This is a genomic window from Alsobacter sp. SYSU BS001988 (genome assembly GCF_054796215.1).
Map to the genome: position 1 here is coordinate 278358 of NZ_JBTAMK010000002.1, position 17539 is coordinate 295896.

The 17539-nt window shown below is 70.3% G+C and carries 15 protein-coding genes; 3 read left to right on the plus strand and 12 right to left on the minus strand.

The genetic code is table 11. The features are described 5' to 3' along the window. Positions 1 to 100 precede the first annotated feature (100 nt). Positions 101 to 1927 (plus strand): aminopeptidase P family protein, encoded by a 1827-nt coding sequence (locus ACYVO7_RS05335; protein ID WP_460448801.1) that lies wholly within the window; start codon positions 101 to 103, stop codon positions 1925 to 1927. On the opposite strand, the gene ACYVO7_RS05340 is transcribed toward ACYVO7_RS05335, so the two are convergent. From ACYVO7_RS05340 to murB, 11 genes are all read right to left on the minus strand, one after another. After that, positions 1924 to 2226, minus strand: a complete 303-nt coding sequence (locus tag ACYVO7_RS05340; protein ID WP_460448802.1) for an AzlD family protein — start codon at positions 2224 to 2226, stop codon at positions 1924 to 1926. The two genes, ACYVO7_RS05335 and ACYVO7_RS05340, sit on opposite strands and share 4 nt — an antisense overlap. Beyond that, the gene (locus ACYVO7_RS05345; protein ID WP_460448803.1) at positions 2223 to 2936 is read right to left on the minus strand and encodes an AzlC family ABC transporter permease; all 714 of its coding nucleotides are present in this window, start codon (positions 2934 to 2936) and stop codon (positions 2223 to 2225) included. The genes ACYVO7_RS05340 and ACYVO7_RS05345 overlap by 4 nt, the downstream gene beginning before the upstream one ends. A 76-nt stretch (positions 2937 to 3012) precedes the next feature. Continuing rightward, positions 3013 to 5136, minus strand: coding sequence for an NAD-dependent DNA ligase LigA (gene ligA, locus ACYVO7_RS05350; protein WP_460448804.1), 2124 nt, complete (start codon positions 5134 to 5136; stop codon positions 3013 to 3015). Positions 5137 to 5180: 44 nt separating this feature from the next. Then, positions 5181 to 6857, minus strand: coding sequence for a DNA repair protein RecN (recN, locus tag ACYVO7_RS05355; protein ID WP_460448805.1), 1677 nt, complete (start codon positions 6855 to 6857; stop codon positions 5181 to 5183). 71 nt (positions 6858 to 6928) lie between these two features. After that, a complete protein-coding gene (locus ACYVO7_RS05360; RefSeq protein WP_460448806.1) occupies positions 6929 to 7813 on the minus strand; it encodes an outer membrane protein assembly factor BamD in 885 nt (294 codons plus the stop codon). 174 nt (positions 7814 to 7987) lie between these two features. Beyond that, positions 7988 to 8932 (minus strand): UDP-3-O-acyl-N-acetylglucosamine deacetylase, encoded by a 945-nt coding sequence (lpxC, locus tag ACYVO7_RS05365; RefSeq protein WP_460448807.1) that lies wholly within the window; start codon positions 8930 to 8932, stop codon positions 7988 to 7990. 312 nt (positions 8933 to 9244) lie between these two features. Continuing rightward, on the minus strand, positions 9245 to 10975 hold the full coding sequence (gene ftsZ / locus ACYVO7_RS05370) for a cell division protein FtsZ (protein WP_460448808.1): 1731 nt from the start codon (positions 10973 to 10975) through the stop codon (positions 9245 to 9247). Between the two features lie 88 nt (positions 10976 to 11063). Continuing rightward, positions 11064 to 12326, minus strand: a complete 1263-nt coding sequence (gene ftsA, locus ACYVO7_RS05375; protein WP_406858633.1) for a cell division protein FtsA — start codon at positions 12324 to 12326, stop codon at positions 11064 to 11066. Between the two features lie 56 nt (positions 12327 to 12382). After that, complete coding sequence (locus ACYVO7_RS05380; RefSeq protein ID WP_460448809.1) at positions 12383 to 13213, minus strand: cell division protein FtsQ/DivIB; 831 nt, start codon at positions 13211 to 13213, stop codon at positions 12383 to 12385. A gap of 125 nt (positions 13214 to 13338) precedes the next feature. Beyond that, complete coding sequence (locus ACYVO7_RS05385; protein WP_460448810.1) at positions 13339 to 14262, minus strand: D-alanine--D-alanine ligase; 924 nt, start codon at positions 14260 to 14262, stop codon at positions 13339 to 13341. A 131-nt stretch (positions 14263 to 14393) separates the two neighbouring features. Continuing rightward, positions 14394 to 15371: a UDP-N-acetylmuramate dehydrogenase gene (gene murB / locus ACYVO7_RS05390; protein ID WP_460448811.1), complete on the minus strand. Its 978-nt coding sequence runs from the start codon at positions 15369 to 15371 to the stop codon at positions 14394 to 14396. 74 nt (positions 15372 to 15445) lie between these two features. Here murB and ACYVO7_RS05395 point away from each other — a divergent pair, with 74 nt between their 5' ends. Both ACYVO7_RS05395 and ACYVO7_RS05400 read left to right on the plus strand, forming a co-directional pair. Further along, positions 15446 to 15688, plus strand: a complete 243-nt coding sequence (locus tag ACYVO7_RS05395) for a type II toxin-antitoxin system RelE family toxin (RefSeq protein ID WP_460448812.1) — start codon at positions 15446 to 15448, stop codon at positions 15686 to 15688. A 12-nt stretch (positions 15689 to 15700) separates the two neighbouring features. Continuing rightward, positions 15701 to 16093: a helix-turn-helix domain-containing protein gene (locus tag ACYVO7_RS05400; RefSeq protein ID WP_460448813.1), complete on the plus strand. Its 393-nt coding sequence runs from the start codon at positions 15701 to 15703 to the stop codon at positions 16091 to 16093. A 14-nt stretch (positions 16094 to 16107) separates the two neighbouring features. Here the strand turns inward: ACYVO7_RS05400 and murC are convergent, their stop codons facing one another. Further along, positions 16108 to 17523: a UDP-N-acetylmuramate--L-alanine ligase gene (gene murC / locus ACYVO7_RS05405; RefSeq protein ID WP_460448814.1), complete on the minus strand. Its 1416-nt coding sequence runs from the start codon at positions 17521 to 17523 to the stop codon at positions 16108 to 16110. Positions 17524 to 17539: the final 16 nt, after the last annotated feature.

Consider the following 17539-nt stretch of genomic DNA (forward strand, 5'->3'; position numbering starts at 1 on the left):
GGGTCGAGGCCTCCCGCGTTTCGGCGTGTCCGGGCCTGTCTTGACGCCATCTCGCCGGTCGTGCACGGCTTTGCGCCTGTTCAGCGAGGATGTGCGCGCCATGGCGAAAGCGGTGTTCCAGTCGTTCGAGGAGAAAGCCGACCCCGCGCGGGGCGCGGCGCGCGCCGCGGCGTTGCGGGCCGAACTGGTGCGGCGCGGCCTGGACGGCTTCGTCATCCCGCGGACGGACGAGCATCAGAACGAATATGTGGCGGCCTGCTCGGAGCGCCTGGCCTGGCTCACAGGCTTCACCGGCTCCTGGGGCCTGGCCATCGTGCTGCGCGACGAGGCGGCGATTTTCGTCGACGGCCGCTACACCGTCCAGGTGCGCGAACAGGTCGACACGGCGGTCTTCACGCCGGAGCACCTGATCGACTCGCCGCCCGAGGCCTGGCTGGAGAAGCGCCTGAAGCCGGGGAGCAAGCTCGGCTTCGACCCCAACCTCCACACCCATGACGGCGCGAAGCGGCTGGAGAAGGCCTGCGCCAAGGCCGGAGCCGAACTCGTCCCGGTGGTCGGCAACCCGGTGGACTCGGTGTGGGAGGACCGCCCCGCGCCCCCGCTCGCGCCGATCGTGCTGCACCCGACCGCCTTCGCCGGCGTCTCCGCCTCCGACAAGCTCGCCCGCATCCAGGGCCGCCTCCAGGAGCTCGGCGACGCCGCCCTGGTGATCACCGATCCGCACGCCATGGCGTGGACCTTCAACATCCGCGGCGGCGACGTCTCCCACACGCCCCTGCCGATGGGCTACGCGATCGTGCCGCGCGAAGGGCGGCCGAGCCTCTTCGTGGAGGAGTGCAAGCTCTCCAACGAGGTGCGCGCCACCCTGTCCGACCTCGCCGAGGTGGAAGGCGAGACCATGCTCGACCGGCGGCTCGCCCAGCTCGGCGCGACCAAGCAGAAGGCCCGCTTCGACCAGGCCACCGCGTCGCGCCGCCTGGTGAGCCTGTTCGAGAAGGCGGGCGGCTCCGCCGACGTGGGAACCTGCCCGGTCGCCCTGATGAAGGCGGTGAAGAACGACGCCGAGATCGCCGGCTCCCGCGCGGCGCATCGCCGCGACGGCGCCGCCATGGTCAACTTCCTCGCCTGGTTCGCCCGCGAGGCGCCGCAGGGGCGGCTCACCGAGATCGACGCCGCCGTGGCCCTCGAAGGCTTCCGCCGCGACACCGGGGAGCTCGTCGACGTCTCGTTCCCGTCGATCGCCGGCGCCGGCCCCAACGCCGCCATCCCGCATTACCGCGTGACGGAGCGCTCCAACCGCCGCATCGAGCCCGGGATCTTCCTGATCGACTCGGGCGCGCAGTACCGCGACGGCACCACCGACATCACCCGCACCATCGCGGTCGGGACGCCCACGGCGGAGATGCGGGACCGCTTCACCCGCGTGTTGAAGGGCCACATCGCCATCGCGACCGTCGTGTTCCCGAAGGGCGTCTCCGGCGCCCAGCTCGACGCCTTCGCGCGCCGGCCGCTGTGGGACGCCGGGCTCGATTTCGACCACGGCACCGGCCACGGCATCGGCAGCTATCTGTCGGTCCACGAAGGCCCGCAGCGGCTCTCCAAGCTGGGCGTCACGCCGTTGGAGGCCGGCATGATGCTGTCGAACGAGCCCGGCTACTACAAGAGCGGCGAATACGGCATCCGCATCGAGAACCTCATCCTCGTCGAACGCCGCGAGATCGCCGGCGCCGAGCGCGAGATCTACGGTTTCGAGACGCTCAGCTTCGCGCCCATCGACCTCGCTCTGGTGGAGCCGGCGCTGATGACCGAGGCCGAGATCGCCTGGCTCGACGCCTACCACGCCAAGGTGCGCGAGCTGATCGGCCCGCTGGTGGCCGGCGACGCCGCGCGCTGGCTTCAGGAGGCCGCCCGCCCGATCGCGAGCTAGAGGCCGAGGCTCCGCAGAGCCACGATCGAGGCCACGCCCACGCCCACCACGCCGAGCAGAGGCAGGCGCGTGGCCGCCAGGGTGGTGATCGCCGCCGCGGCGGTCTCCGCCTTGCCGGTGGCCAGCAGCGCCGGCGCGATCACGGCGATCAGGACGGCGGCCGGGATCGCCTCGAACGCCGCCCTGGCCCGGCCCGCGAGCCTGAGCCGGCCGACCAGGAACAGTCCCGCCGCCCGGGTCGCATAGGTCACCGCCGCCATGGCCAGGATGGCGGCCAGCGTCGTCGCATCGACCGTCATGCCGGGCTGTCCGTCGCGGCCGCCGCCGGTTCTGCGGCGCCGTAGGCGTAGGCCGCGACGATCCCGGCGATCGCGCCCGCCGCCACGTGCCAGGGCGGGCCCGCCGTGACATAGGCCAGCGCCGAGGCGCCGGCGCTCGCCGCCACCGTGACGGCGGTGGCGCGCCCCTTCCAGAAGCCGGCCACGAGGCCGATGAACAGGGCCGTGAAGGCGAAGTCGGCGCCGAGCCGCCTGGGGTCGCCCAGGAAGGATCCGCCCACCGCGCCCAGCGTCGTCCAGATCACCCAGTTGAGCCAGAAGAGCGCGCCCGTTCCGGCGAAATAGGCGAAGGTCAGCGGCCTGTGCAGGGCGCGCCGCTCCGCCATGGCCCAGTTCTCGTCCGCCATCGTGAAGACGCCGAGCGCCCGCTTCCACGGCGCGAAGCGCGCGATCTTCGGCGCCAGCGAAGCCCCCATCAGGATGTGCCTGGCGTTGATCAGCAGCGTCGAGAAGGCCAGCACGGCGATCGGGGCGGGCGTGCGCCAGACCTCGACGGCCGCGAACTGCGCGCCTCCGGCGAAGACGAGCCCGCCCATGAGCGCGACCTCGGCCGGCGACAGCCCCTTGCCGGCGCAGAGCGCCCCGAACAGGAGGCCGATCGGGATGGCGGCGATCATGGCGGGCGCGATGTCCCGCAGGCCGTCTCGGATCTCGTGGACAGGAGAAGACATGGCGAATCCGGCGTGAAGGGCGGGGATCATCGTGGCGTTCGGGCGCCCGGTCCACCCGGTTCCGGCGCGCCCGCCCTCAGGCTTCGGCCTCTCCGACGAGCTTCAGCCAGGCGTCCTCGTCCATCACCTCGACGCCGAGGTCGCGGGCGTTGGCGAGCTTGGAGCCCGCGCCGGGGCCGGCCACCACGATGCTGGTCTTCTTGGAGACCGATCCAGACACCTTGGCTCCGAGGCGCTCGGCCATGGCCTTGGCCTCCTCGCGCGTCATCTTCTCCAGCGCGCCCGTGAACACGACCGTCTTGCCGGCGACCGGGCTCTGCGACGCCACCGCCTCCGGCGGCTCCGGCGTGACCTGCTCCAGCAGCTCGGCGACGACCTCGAGATTATGCGGCTCGGCGAAGAAATCGACGATCGACTCGGCCACCACGGGGCCGATCCCCTCGATCGAGGTGAGCTCGGCCAGGGCGCCCGAAGCCGGGTCGGCGGCCGCTGTCGCGAGGTCCCGGAAGGCTTCGGCGCTCATGCAGTGGCGCGCCAGCAGCTTGGCGGTCGTCTCCCCCACATGCCGGATGCCGAGCGCGAAGATGAAGCGGTGGAGCGCCACCCTGCGCCGCGCCTCGATGGCGGCGAAGAGGTTGCGGACGGAGGTCTCCCCGTAGCCCTCGCGGTCTTTCAGGCGGCGCGTGGAGCGCGCGTCGCGCGCCTGCAGGGTGAAGATGTCCTGCGGGCGGGTGATCAGCCCGTCCCTGTAGAACGCCTCGATCTGGCGGTCGCCCAGCCCCTCGATGTCGAAGGCGTTGCGGGACGCGAAATGGCGCAGCCGCTCCACCGCCTGGGCGGGGCAGATCAGCCCGCCGGTGCAGCGGCGGACCACGTCCTCCTTGCCGGTTTTGGGGTCGATCTCCCGCACGGCGTGGCTGCCGCAGGCCGGGCAGAGATGCGGGAACGCGTAGGGCGCGGCGCCCTCGGGCCGCTTCTCCAGCACCGGGCCGAGGATCTGCGGGATCACGTCGCCGGCGCGCTGGACAGTGACTGTGTCGCCGATCCGCACGTCCTTGCGGGCGATCTCGTCCTCATTGTGCAGGGTGGCGTTGGTGACGACCACGCCGCCCACCGTGACCGGCTTCAGCCGCGCCACGGGCGTCAGCGACCCCGTGCGCCCGACCTGGATCTCGATGTCCAGCAGCTCCGTCGTGGCCTTCTCGGCCGGGAACTTGTGCGCCGTCGCCCAGCGCGGCGAGCGCGACACGAAGCCGAGGCGCCGCTGCAGGTCGAGGTCGTCCACCTTGTAGACCACGCCGTCGATGTCATAGGGCAGGCTGGCCCGCTGCTCCTCGATGGCCCGATACTGGGCGAGCATCTCCTCGATCGTTTCGCAGCGGCGCATCAGCGGGTTGGTCGGCAGGCCGAAGCGCGCGAAGGCCTCCACCATGCCGGACTGCGTGCGCGCCGGCATGTCGCCCTTCACCTCGCCCCACGCATAGGCGAAGAAGCGCAGCGGCCTTGCGGCCGTGATGCGGGGATCGAGCTGGCGCAGCGACCCCGCCGCCGCGTTGCGCGGATTGGCGAAGGGCGGCTTGCCCTCGGCCTCCTGCCGGGCGTTCATGGCGGCGAAGTCGGGCTTGGTCATGTAGACCTCGCCCCTCACCTCCAGCACCTCCGGCGCGCGCTCGATCCGGTTCGGGATCTCGCCGATCGTGCGCACATTGACGGTGACGTCCTCGCCTTCCTCGCCGTCGCCGCGCGTCGCCGCCACGACCAGTTCGCCGTTCTCGTAGCGCAGCGAGCATGAGAGGCCGTCGATCTTCGGCTCCGCCGTCACGGCCAGCGGCTTCTCGGCCGGCCAGTCCAGGAATCGCCGCACGCGGCCGACGAACTCCTCGACCTCCTCGTCCGAGAACACGTTGGCCAGCGACAGCATGGGCACGCGGTGGCGCACCTTGGCGAACTTCTCGGAGGGCTTCGCCCCGACCTGGCCGAGCCCGTCAGCCTCCTTCAGCGCCGGAAACCGCGCCTCGATGGCCTGCGCCCGCAGGCGCAGCGCGTCATAGGCGGCGTCGGAGATCGTCGGCGCGTCCTGCTGATGGTAGCGGACGTCGTGCTCGGCGATCTCGGCCGCCAGCGCGGCGTGCTCGGCCCTGGCCTCGCGCGCCGTCATCGCCTCGGGCGCGAGCGCCCTCAATGCTTCGCCCTTCGCCATGTCTCGGTCAGGTCTCCGGCCTGGATGCTCTCACGGGCTGAACGTCAGTCGGCGGCTTCGAGCAGCCGCCTGGCGGCCGCGCGCGCTTCGTCCGTGATGGTCGCGCCGGCGAGCATGCGGGCGATCTCCTCCCGGCGGGCGGCCTTGTCGATCGGCAGCACCCGCGTGGCGATCCGCTCCTCGCCCCCCTGCGGCGTCTCGACCGGGTTCTTGGCGATGAGGAAGTGCCTCTCCGCCCGCGCGGCGACCTGCGGCGCGTGGGTGACGGCCATCACCTGCACGCGCGCCGAGAGGCGCGCCAGCCGCGCCCCGATGGCGTCCGCCACGGCCCCGCCGGCGCCGCTGTCGATCTCGTCGAAGACCAGCGTCGGCGCCGATCCCCGGTCGGCCAGGGACACCTTGATGGCCAGCATGAAGCGCGACAGCTCGCCGCCGGACGCCACCTTCATCAGCGGTCCCGGCCGGGTGCCCGGATTGGTCTGCACCCAGAACTCGACGCGATCGAAGCCCTCCGGGGCTCGGCTCGCCTCGTCGGTCTCGATCTGCACGATGAAGCGCGCGCGCTCCAGCTTCAGCGGCGGAAGCTCGCCGTTCACGGCCTCCTCCAGCGCCGAGCCGGCCGCCCGGCGCGCCGTCGACAGGGCCCGGGCCGCCGCCGCATAGGCGTCCTCGGCGGCCTGCGCGGCCGTCGCCAGGGCGGCGAGCCGCTCCTCGCCCTGCTCCAGGTTCTCCAGGTCGCCCCGGAAACGTTCGCGCAGCTCGGGCAGCCGGTCGGCCGGCACGTCGTATTTGCGCGATGCGGCCCGCACTGCGAACAGCCGCTCCTCCACCCGCTCCAGCACGCGAGGGTCGAAGTCGGCGGCGCGCTGCGCCTCCTCGAGGGCCACCCGGGCCTCGTCGAGGGCGTTCAGGGCGTTGTCGAGAGCCTTCACGCTGGGCGCCACCAGCTCCGGCGCCTGCGCGCCGCGCCGCTCCAGGCGGCGCAGGGCGGCCGACAGCGTCGCCACCGAGGAGCCCTGCCCGGCCACCGCCTCGTAAGCCTCGTTGATCTCGCCGACCACCTTCTCGGCCTGCATCATGCGCTGCCGCTCGGCCGCGAGCTCCTCCTCCTCGCCGGCCAGCGGCGCGAGCTTGTCGAGCTCGGCGAGCGCGTGCGCCAGGAAGTCGGCCTCCTTGCGGGCGGCGTCAATGCGGGCCTGCTGCTCGGCGAGCGCGTCGCGCGCCGTCTTCCAGGCCCGGTGCGCCTCGCCCACCGCCGCCGAATCGCAGGCCCCGAAGGCGTCCAGCAGGGCCCGGTGCGCGGCCGGATCCACCAGGGCCCGGTCGTCGTGCTGCCCGTGGATCTCCACCAGCGCGGCGCCGATGGAGCGCAGCGCCTGGACGCTGACGGGCTGGTCGTTGACGAAGGCGCGGGTGCGGCCGTCGGCGAACTGGATGCGCCGCAGGATCAGGTCGCCTTCGTCGGGGATGTCATGGCGCTTCACGACCGCTCGCGCCGGGTGCCCGGCCCCGAGGTCGAAGACGGCGGTCACCTGGCCGCGATCCTCGCCGTGCCGCACCAGGGAGCCGTCCCCGCGGCCGCCGAGGGCGAGCGAGAACGCGTCGAGCAGGATGGACTTGCCGGCGCCGGTCTCGCCGGTGAGGACGCTGAGGCCCTCCCCGAACGGGATGTCCAGACGGTCGATAAGGACGATGTCGCGGATCGCGAGCTGAACGAGCATGCGCTATGTGTCGCGAGCCGCCGACGAAAAATCAACAGCCGAAACCGCAGGCGATGTCGCGCCCGGGCGGATCAGCCGATGCGGAACGCCCGCATCGCCTTGCTCATCCAGGAGCCGCCGTCCTCGCGCGGCTCCAGACCCTTGGTCTGCAGCAACGCGTAGGTGTCCTTATACCAGCGACTATCCGGGAAGTTGTGGCCCAGAATGGCGCCGGCGGTCTGGGCCTCGCCCACGATGCCGAGCGCCATATAGGCTTCGGCGAGACGCGCGAGCGCCTCCTCGATCTGATTCGTGGTCTGGTACTGGCTCACCACGAGGCGGAACCGGTTGATCGCCGCCGTGTAGTTGCGCTTCTGCAGATAGTAGCGGCCGACCGTCATCTCGCGCCCGGCGAGCTGGTCCTTTGTGACCTGGATCTTGAACTTCGCGTCCGAGGCGTATTCGGATTGCGGCCAGCGGGTCACGACCTCCTGCAGGGCCAGCAGCGCCTTTTCGGTGCGCTCCTGGTCGCGGGTCACGTCCGGGATCTGGTTGTAGTAGGACATGCCGACCATGTAGGCCGCATAGGCGGCGTCCGGCGTCGAGGGATGCAGCGTCAGGTAGCGCTTGCCCGAGTTGATCGCCTCTTCGTAGTTGCGGCCGGTGTAATAGGCGTAGGTCTGGAGGATCAGCGCCTTCTTGGACCACACCGAGAACGGGTACTGCTTGTCGAGGTCGGAGAACTTCTTGGCCGCGCTGTCGAACTCGTTCTTCTGCAGCAGGCCCAGGCCCTCATTGTAGATCGTCTCCGCCGGAACGGACGGGGTGATCTCGGGCTTGTACTTCTCGTCCTTCTCGAAGGGATTGAAGTTCGAGATGGTGTCGCACGCCGCCATGGGAAGGATCAGCGCCAACGCGAACAGCGAACGCGCGATGCGGGCGCCCTTCGGCGAGATGTTCCGGGTCTGGAAGCGCATGAAAGCGAGGCCCTCAGGTGTACGCCGCCCCAGTGGGGAGAGCATGGAGCGCGGTTGACGCGCGCTTGTGTAGCGCAAGGCGATCCTGATCGCTACCCGTGAGCGCCGCTCAAACGTGAATCGCCGGCATCGCCCGCCGAGGCGGGGCGCCGACGCCACACGGGACGGGTCAGCTCAGTGGGTTTCGGCGGCGAAGGCCAGAGCCGGCCGCGCGGCGCCGGCCTCGGCGTGGCCGCTTTCGCGGCGGCCGCTCTCCACGATCGCGTAGGCCGAGCGGTCGGCGAAGAGCGCCTGCAGCACGGCGATGTTCATGCGGTGGCCGCCGCAATAGGAGCGGTACTGGCCCAGGATCGGAGCGCCGGCGAGCGAGAGGTCGCCCACCGCGTCGAGGGTCTTGTGGCGGACGAACTCGTCCGCATAGCGCAGGCCCTCGGGATTGATCACGCCGTCGTCGCCGAGCGCGACGGTGTTGTCCAGCGAGGCGCCGAGCGCGAAGCCGGCCTTCCAGAGGCGCTCGACGTCGCGCATGAAGCCGAAGGTCCGGGCGCGGGCGACGTCACGGCGGAAGGTCGAGGGCTCCAGATCGAGCACGCGCTTCTGGCGGCCGATCAGCGGCGTATCGAAATCGATCTCCACCTCGAGGCGGAAGCCGCGGGCGAAGGGACGCAGCTCTGAGAAGGAGCGGCCCTGCTCGACGCGGACCGGCTTCAGGATCTTGATGTAGCGGCGATTGGCCGACAGGCGCGTGACGCCAACCTGGTCGATGCCGTCCACGAAGGCGGCGGCTGAGCCGTCCATGATCGGCACTTCCGGCCCGTCGATCTCGACCATGACGTTGTCCACGCCGAGGCCGGAGAGAGCCGCCATGAGGTGCTCGATGGTGGCGACCGCGCCGGAGGCGGCGTCGCCGATGATCGTGCACAGCTCCGTCGCGCTCACCGCGCTGTGCTTGGCCTCGATGAGGCGCTCGCGTCCGCCGTCGAGGCGGGTGCGGAGGAAGGTGATTCCGGTGTCAGAGTCGGCGGGATGGAGGATGATGCGGACCGGGGCTCCTGAATGGACGCCGAGGCCCTGGAATTCCACGCGGTCGATGAGCGTCGTTTGTTTTTGACCAGCCATCATTCCGTTCCACACATCCGTCGTCCGCGACTGAAGCGCCGCCTTCGACCGTCCGTGCTCTGTTTGACGCGCCCCTGCGAGAGTTCTGAGGCTCTTTGTTCTCGAGCCGCTTGGGCCCGTCTCGCGATCCGGAACATACAGAAGGCCCGGAGTCGGGCCAAATCACGCTTTCTAACGCTTTGTAACACATGCCCTGATTGCATTTATTTCAAATGCAATGGAACCAAACGGCATGGTTTCGAAAGGCTGAAAGCCCGGAGCCTTGCGGCCCCGGGCTTCCCGGAGATGCGGAGTTGAGAAGCCGTCCGGCCGTCAGTTCGACTGCCGGCGCAGGAAGGCCGGGATTTCAAGCTGGTCGTCCTCCATCCGCTGATTCGGCCGGCCGTGCATGTCGAGGCCGCCCTGCGGGGCGCGCGCCTGCGGCGCCTGGCGCTTGGCGTATTCCTGGTGGACGGGAGCCGGATGCTGCGGCTGGGCCTGCGGCGCGTAGTGCTGCTGCGTCGGCGCCGGCCGGGGCTGCGGCTGCTGCGCCGCCGGAGCCTGCGCCGGGGCCGGCTCGTCGCGTCCGTCGCGGCGGCCGAAGCCGGCGGCGGCGAGGCGCTCCATCAGGGTGACGCGCTTCTTCTCCAGCTGGGGTGCGGGAGCGGCCTGCGGGGCCGGGGCGCGGTTCTCCATGATGCGCTGCCCGGGCAACGGCAGCTCGTCGACGCGCGGCATGCGGGGCGGACGCACCACCTCCTCGGGACGCGGCGGGATGAAGGCCGCGGGCAGCGGAGCCGGCTCGTGCATCGGGGCGTGGACCGGCTCCGGAGCGGGCTCGTAGTTGGGCTTCGGCTGCATCGGACGCAGGGTGACGTCGTTGTGCATCATCGGCTGCGGCGCGGGAGCGGGCTCCGGCTGGACGTAGGCGTGATGCGCCTGCGGGGCGGGGGCCGGCTCCGGCTGCGTCTCGATGCGCGCGACCGGACGCTGCGCCTGCGCCATCTGCTCGTGACGGGTGCGGACCTGCGTACGCAGCCGCTCGGCCACCTCGGCGATGCCGGCGTCGACGGCCGGGGCGGAGCCCTTCTCCAGAAGGTCGCTGTCGATGCCGGTCGCCACGACCGACACGCGCACGATGCCTTCCAGCGAATCGTCGCGGGTCGCGCCGAAGATCACGTTGGCGTCCTGGTCGACCTCCTCGCGGATGCGGGTCGCCGCCTCGTCGACCTCGTACAGGGTCAGGTCGGAGCCGCCCGTGATCGAGATCAGCAGGCCGCGCGCGCCCTTCATGCAGACGTCGTCGAGCAGCGGGTTGGCGATGGCGGCCTCGGCGGCGCGCAGCGCGCGCTTCTCGCCGGTGGCCTCGCCCGTGCCCATCATCGCCTTGCCCATCTCGCGCATCACGGCGCGGACGTCGGCGAAGTCGAGGTTGATCAGGCCTTCCTTGACCATCAGGTCGGTGATGCAGGCGACGCCCGAATAGAGCACGCGGTCGGCCATCGCGAAGGCGTCCGCGAAGGTCGTCTGCTCGTTGGCCACCCGGAACAGGTTCTGGTTCGGGATGACGATGAGGGTGTCGACGGCCTTCTGCAGTTCGTTGATGCCGGACTCGGCGAGCCGCATGCGGCGCACGCCCTCGAACTGGAACGGCTTCGTCACGACGCCGACCGTCAGGATGCCCATGTCGCGGGCCGCGCGGGCCACGACCGGGGCCGAGCCCGTGCCGGTGCCGCCGCCCATGCCGGCCGTCACGAACACCATGTGGGCGCCCGAGAGCTGGTCGCGGATCTCGTCGATGACCTCCTCGGCGGCCGCGCGGCCGACCTCCGGCTGCGAGCCGGCGCCGAGGCCCTCGGTCACCTGGATGCCCATCTGGATCACCCGGTCGGCCTTGGACATCGTCAAGGCCTGCGCGTCGGTGTTGCCGACGACGAATTCGCAGCCCTGCAGGCCCAGCTCGATCATGTTGTTGACCGCGTTTCCGCCGGCGCCGCCGACGCCGAACACGGTGATCCTGGGCTTGAGTTCGCGAATGTCCGGAACCTTGAGATTGATGGTCATGTCCTTGGCCTCTCGATGTGTCGGGCGCCCCGCAGCGCCGGTGTTGACGTGGGGAAGGCGGCCGCCGCGCCGCCGTCCCGATCCCTGTTTAGAAACTGTCCTTGAGCCACTGCCCCATCCGGGAGAAGTAGCCGTCCGTCCCGGTGGCGCGGTAGGCCATCGGGCGCGGCACGAAGTGTTCCAGCCCCGCCACCTGGGGGTAGACCAGCAGGCCGACCGGGGCCGCGAAGGACGGCCCCTTGGCGGCCTCCGGCAGCCCCTGGACGCCCAGCGGCCGGCCGATGCGCACCTGCTTGGAGACGAGCGTGCGCGCCAGCTCCGGCAGTCCGGTCATGAGCGCGCCGCCGCCGGTCAGCACGACCCGCCGGCCAGTCTCGGCCGAGAAGCCCGCATTCTTGAGGCGGTCGCGCACCAGCTCCAGCATCTCCTCCACCCGCGGGCGGATGATGCGGACGAGGTGCGACTTCGGCACGTGGTTCACGGCGTCGCGGTCGTCCTCGTCCACCGACGCCACCGCGATGGTCTCGCGGTCGTCCGAGGCGGTCGCGATCGTCGAGCCGTAGAGCGTCTTCAGCCGCTCGGCGTGCGCCACGCTGGTGGAGAGGCCGCGGGCGATGTCCATGGTGACGTGGTTGCCGCCCACCGCGATCGCGTCGGTGTGCACCAGGTGCCCGCCGGCGAACACGCCGATGGAGGTGGTGCCGCCGCCGAGGTCGATGACCACGGCGCCCATCTCGGCCTCGTCGTCGACCAGCGCGGCCAGGCCCGCCGCGTAGGGCGTGGCGACCACGGCCTCCACGTCGATGTGGCAGCGCTCGACGGCCAGCATGAGGTTGCGCACGGCGTTCTGGTCCGACGACACGACATGCATGTCGACGCCGAGCTTCTCGCCCACCATGCCGTGCGGATCGTTGATGCCCTTGGTGGCGTCGAGCGCGAAGCCCGTCGGCAGCGAATGCAGCACGGTCCGGCCGGGCCGGGCGCCCGTGGTGCTGGCCGCCTCCAGGACCCTGTGGATGTCGCTGTCGCCCACCGCCGAGCCGCGCAGGCCCACATGGGCGTGGTAGGAGTCCGAGCCGAGCCGTCCGCCCGTCATGTTGACGATCGCGGCCCGGATCTCGACCTTGGCCATGCGTTCGGCCGCGTCCACGGCGAGCCGGATGGCCTGCTCGGCTCCTTCCAGGTCCACGATGGCGCCGCCCTTGAGGCCGCGCGACCGCTGGTGCCCGATGCCGATGATGCGGGCCCGGTGCGTGCGGCCGCGGAGCAACTCGCTCTCGGCCACGGGATCGAGCCTCGCCACCAGGCAGGCGACCTTGGAGGTGCCGATGTCGATGATCGACATCACCATGCTCTTGCGCGGCGAGAGCGGCTTCAGGCGAGGAGTCAGGCTGGGGTGACGATGGCTCACGTCGCGCTGCCCTTTATCTTGCTTTTGGCCTTGAGCGCTTCCGCGCGGGCGGTCGCCGCCTCCTCCCCGAGCCGCATCACGACCCGGTCGGGCATGCGCAGATCGATGGCGAGGACGTCGCGTTCGAGGATCTTCTGGTCTTTCATCAGGCCCGAGAGCCGCGCCAGCGCGTCGCGGACGCCCTCCTCGGGCAGCCGCACGTCGACGCCGTTGTCGAGCTTCAGGTTCCAGCGGCGCTCGCCGACGAAGACGCCGGCGCGGACATGCGCCTTCACGTCGGGGGCGGCGTCCATCAGCCGCGTGAAGGCGGCGGCCTTGAGGTTGGCGCCCTCGCCCACCACCAGCGGCAGCCGGTTGAAGCGCGGATCGGTCAGCCTGTCCGTCACGGTGCCGTCCGCCGACACCACGAAGACCTGGCCCTGCTTCTGCCAGAGCGCGAAGGCTTCGCGCTCCACCAGCGTGATCGCCAGCCCGCTGGGATAGAGCTTGCGGACCGTGGCGTCCTTCACGAGCGGCAGGGTCATGAGCCGCTCGCGGGCGGCCGCGGCGTCGAAGAAGGGCAGCGAGCCGCGCGGGTCGATGCCGGCGACCTGCAGCACCTCGGTCTGGTTCAGCTCGACCAGCCCGGCGATGGTGACGTTCTTGATCGTGAACCCGAAGGTCCGGGCCAGCACGTCCTGCGGCGCGCCGTAATAGGCCACGAAGGATTCGTACTGCCCGCCCTTGACCGCGCCGAACAGTCCGACGCCGGAGAACAGGGCCGCCAGCAGGAGCGTGCCGGCGAAACGGGGAACGCGGGTCCCGGCGCGCTCGGAGGCGCGGACCACCGGCTGGCGCGTCTTCGCCAGGGCGCGGCCCCTCGGCGAAGCGATGACGCGCGTCGGCGCGACGACCGAAGCGCCGGCGCCGGCATAGGCCTGCGATGCGGCGAGCGGAGCCTGAAAAGGCTCGGCTACCGATCGCAGGAGGCGTCCTCCACCATCCATCGAACCAACTCACCGAAACTATGGCCCGCGTGGGCCGCCAATTCCGGCACAAGAGAGGTCTCGGTCATTCCGGGTTGCGTGTTGACCTCGAGACAGACGAGCTCGCCGGTTCCTTCCGGCCGATCGTCGTATCTGAAGTCAGCGCGACTGACGCCCCGGCAGCCAAGAGCTTGATGCGCCGTTAACGCCAACTCTTGAACCAGTTGGTAAATATTCGGTTTAATTTCCGCCGGAAGGACGTGGATGGACCCCCCCTTCGCGTACTTCGCGTCATAGTCGTAGAACATGCCGGTGGCGGGCCGGATGTCGATCACGCCGAGCGGCCTGTCGCCCATCACGGCGCAGGTAAGCTCCCGTCCCGCCACGTAATTTTCCACCAGCATCATTTCCGAGATGGCCCAGTCCTCGCGCCCCAGCTCCTGCGGCGGGTGGGTCCGATCCTCACGCACGATGATGACCCCGACCGAGGATCCTTCGTTAACGGGTTTGATGACGTACGGAGGCTCCATCACGTGCCGCTTGGCCGCCTCCAGGCGGTGCACGGTGACGCCGCGAGGCACCGGGACGCCGGCGGCGGCCATCACCGCCTTGGCCCGGTCCTTCTGCATCGCGAGCGCCGAGGCGAGCACCCCGGAGTGGGTGTAGGGGATGCGCAGCATCTCCAGGATGCCCTGCACGATTCCGTCCTCGCCCCAGCGGCCATGCAGGGCGTTGAAGGCGACGTCCGGCTTCAGCTCCGCCAGCACGGCGGCGATGGAGCGGTCCACGTCGATTCGCGTGACCCGGTAGCCCTCGCCCTCCAGCGCCTTGGCGCAGGCGGCGCCCGAATTCAGCGACACCTCCCGCTCGGCCGAGAGCCCGCCCATCAGAACCGCGACATGCTTGGTCATCGTGTTGTCTCCTGTTTCGCACGGGCGGCCGGTCCCTTCTCCCACAGGAGAAGGTGGCCCGAAGGGCCGGATGAGGGTCCAAAAGCGATTCGCTGACCTGAAACGGAGTCAGGTCTTCGACCTTCAGACCCTCATCCGTCAGCTTCGCTGACACCTTCTCCCGGAGGGAGAAGGGCGCCGCGCTGGCCCAGTGTCAGCCCGACCCGCTTGATCTCCCATTCGAGCTCGACGCCCGAGGTTTCGCGCACGCGCCGGCGGACCTCCTCGCCGAGGCCCTCGACCTCGGCGGCGGTCGCGCCCGGCTGCGCGATCAGAAAATTGGCGTGCAGCTCGGACACCTGCGCATGGCCCATGCGCAGGCCGCGGCAGCCGGCCTTGTCGACGAGCTCCCAGGCCTTGAGCCCCGGCGGGTTCTTGAAGGTGGAGCCGCCCGTGCGGGTGTTCACCGGCTGGGACGCCTGCCGGGCCTGCGTGATGTCGTTCATCTCGGCCAGGATGGCGGCGGGATCGCCCGGCCGCCCCTCGAAGGTCGCCTCGGTGAAGATCACGTCCTCGGCCACGCCGCAGTGGCGATAGGTGAAGCCCATGTCGGCCAGCGCGTAGCTTCGGACTGTCCCGTCCCGCGATACGCCCCGGCAGGAGACGAGGACGTCCCTGGTCTCTCCGCCGTAGGCGCCGCCGTTCATGCGCAGGGCGCCGCCGATCGCGCCCGGGATGCCGCGAAGAAAGGACAGCCCCGCCACGCCGGCCTCGGCGGCCGCGCGCGCGACCTTCACGTCCGCCGCGCCCGCTCCGGCGCGGATGCGCAGCCCGTCGACTTCGATGGACTGGAAGCCCTTGCCGAGGCGCACCACCACGCCCGGAACCCCGCCGTCGCGCACCAGCAGGTTGGAGCCGAGACCGACCACGAGAATCGGAATGTCGGATGGGCAGCCGCGCAGGAAGGCGGCGAGGTCGTCCTCGTCGGCCGGCTGGAAGAGCGCCTGGGCGGGTCCGCCCGTGCGGAACCACGACAGCCCCGCCATGGGCGCGTTCGCCTCCAGCGAGCCTCTCAGGCCCGGCGCAGCGGCATGCAGCATGGCGGTGATGTCTGCGAACGGGGGGGTCATGCAGCCGCCGGTTGGTTGCGCGCCATCGCAGGCAAGCAATAGCTTTGCGCGATATTGCTTCTCGGAATAAATTGATGTTGAAGATCGCTTTGTCCGGAGAGGCGCGGCGACAGCTGCGCGGGTTGCCCGAACACGTTCAGGTCGCCGTCAGGGACAAGCTGGAACGTTATGCGGCGACCGGCGCTGGCGACGTCAAAGCGATGAGTGGACTGCCCGGTCTGCGGCTGCGATGCGGAGACTACCGCATTCTGTTCGACAAGGCCGGCGGACAGATCAGGGTTCGGGCGATCGCCCATCGAAGCAAGATTTACAGTTGAGGACGCAGCAGGATGGGCAAGCCGCAATTCGTCCGGACCGACGCAGGCGAGGAATACGTCTTCCTGCCGCGCGTCGAGTACGATCGCCTTCTGAAGCTCGACGCGGAGGACAAGGCCGAAGAGGAGTGGGCGAGGCGCGTGTTCGCCGAGACGCAGGCCAAGCTCGACCGAGGAGAAGAGATCTTCCTCCCGGACGAGACCTGGACCGAGATCGAGACCGGAACCCACCCCATCGAGGCCATCCGCCGCTACCGGGGGCTGACCCAGACCGCGCTGGCCGCCCAGGCCGGGATCACGCAGGGCTTCCTCTCCGAGATCGAGAACCGCAAGAAGACCGGCGACGTCTCCGTGCTGAAGCGCATCGCGGCGGCGCTCAAGGCGCCGCTCGACGTCATCGTGGAATGAGGTAAGCCCGGCGCTCATCCCTTCGCGCCATCGAGGGCCGCCAATTCGCCCGGCAACGCGTAGGCCCAGTTCGTGATGGTGCCCGCGCCGAGGCAGACCACGTAGTCGCCGGGCTGGGCGACGCCATAGACCAGGCTGGCGAGTTCGGCCGGCCCGCTGAGCCGCATGACGTTGCGGTGGCCATGCGCCTTGATGCCCTGCACCAGCGAGTCGCGATCCGCGCCCGGGATCGGCTGCTCGCCGGCCGCGTAGGTGTCGGCCACGATGACGACATCGGCGTCGTTGAAGCAGGTCGCGAACTGGTCGAACAAAGCCGACAGGCGCGAATAGCGATGCGGCTGCACCACCGCGACGACGTTGCCGGTCGTGGAGGCGCGGGCGGCGCGCAGCACGGCCGCGATCTCCACCGGGTGATGGCCGTAGTCGTCGAAGATCGCGACTCCGTTCCATTCGCCCGTGCGGGTGAAGCGGCGCTTCACGCCGCCGAAGGCGCCGAGCGCCTCGCGGATCTTCCCGGGCGTCATGCCGAGATGGTAGGCCACCGCGATCGCGGCCGTGGCGTTCAGCGCGTTGTGGTGGCCGGGCATCGGCATGGTGAGGTCGTCGATGCGCGTGACCTCGCCGCTCTTGCGGTCGCGGATCTGTACGCTGAAGCGCGAGCGGCCGCCCGTGAGGTCGATGTTGGACAGGCGCACGTCCGACTGCGGGTTCTCGCCATAGGTGATCACCCGGCGATCCTCGATCCGCCCGACGAGCTCCTGCACGGTGGGATGGTCGAGGCACATCACGGCGAAGCCGTAGAAGGGCAGGTTCTCGACGAAGGCCCGGAACGCGTCCTTGATGGCGTCGAAGGTCTTGAAGTGGTCGAGGTGCTCCGGGTCGATGTTGGTGATGATGGCCACGTCGGCGGGCAGCTTCAGGAAGGTGCCGTCCGACTCGTCCGCCTCCACCACCATCCAGTCGCCGGCGCCCAGGCGGGCGTTGGTGCCGTAGGCGTTGATGATGCCGCCGTTGATCACGGTCGGATCGAAGCCGCCGGCGTCCAGCAGGGTGGCGACCAGCGAGGTCGTGGTGGTCTTGCCATGCGTGCCCGCGATGGCGACGCATTGCTTCAGGCGCATGAGCTCGGCCAGCATCTCGGCGCGGCGCACCACGGGCAGGCGCCGTTCGCGGGCGGCCATCAGCTCCGGGTTGTCGCGCTTGATCGCGGTGGACACCACCACGACGCCCGCGTCTCCCAGGCCTTCGGCCGTATGCCCGATCGAGACGGCGATCCCCTTCTCGCGCAGCCGCTTGACGTTGGCGTTGTCGGAGGCGTCCGAGCCCTGCACCGTGTAGCCGAGATTGTGCAGCACCTCGGCGATGCCCGACATGCCGATGCCGCCGATTCCGACGAAGTGAATGGGGCCGAGTTCTGCCGGCAGCTTCATGATTCGGTCTCCATCC

Bases quoted from the DNA above. Each gene is read 5' to 3' on its own strand.
- ACYVO7_RS05335 (WP_460448801.1), top strand. From the start codon at position 101: ATGGCGAAAGCGGTGTTCCAGTCGTTCGAGGAGAAAGCCGACCCCGCG.
- ACYVO7_RS05340 (WP_460448802.1), bottom strand. From the start codon at position 2,226: ATGACGGTCGATGCGACGACGCTGGCCGCCATCCTGGCCATGGCGGCG.
- ACYVO7_RS05345 (WP_460448803.1), bottom strand. From the start codon at position 2,936: ATGTCTTCTCCTGTCCACGAGATCCGAGACGGCCTGCGGGACATCGCG.
- ligA (WP_460448804.1), bottom strand. From the start codon at position 5,136: ATGGCGAAGGGCGAAGCATTGAGGGCGCTCGCGCCCGAGGCGATGACG.
- recN (WP_460448805.1), bottom strand. From the start codon at position 6,857: ATGCTCGTTCAGCTCGCGATCCGCGACATCGTCCTTATCGACCGTCTG.
- ACYVO7_RS05360 (WP_460448806.1), bottom strand. From the start codon at position 7,813: ATGCGCTTCCAGACCCGGAACATCTCGCCGAAGGGCGCCCGCATCGCG.
- lpxC (WP_460448807.1), bottom strand. From the start codon at position 8,932: ATGGCTGGTCAAAAACAAACGACGCTCATCGACCGCGTGGAATTCCAG.
- ftsZ (WP_460448808.1), bottom strand. From the start codon at position 10,975: ATGACCATCAATCTCAAGGTTCCGGACATTCGCGAACTCAAGCCCAGG.
- ftsA (WP_406858633.1), bottom strand. From the start codon at position 12,326: ATGGTGATGTCGATCATCGACATCGGCACCTCCAAGGTCGCCTGCCTG.
- ACYVO7_RS05385 (WP_460448810.1), bottom strand. From the start codon at position 14,262: ATGACCAAGCATGTCGCGGTTCTGATGGGCGGGCTCTCGGCCGAGCGG.
- murB (WP_460448811.1), bottom strand. From the start codon at position 15,371: ATGACCCCCCCGTTCGCAGACATCACCGCCATGCTGCATGCCGCTGCG.
- ACYVO7_RS05395 (WP_460448812.1), top strand. From the start codon at position 15,446: ATGTTGAAGATCGCTTTGTCCGGAGAGGCGCGGCGACAGCTGCGCGGG.
- ACYVO7_RS05400 (WP_460448813.1), top strand. From the start codon at position 15,701: ATGGGCAAGCCGCAATTCGTCCGGACCGACGCAGGCGAGGAATACGTC.
- murC (WP_460448814.1), bottom strand. From the start codon at position 17,523: ATGAAGCTGCCGGCAGAACTCGGCCCCATTCACTTCGTCGGAATCGGC.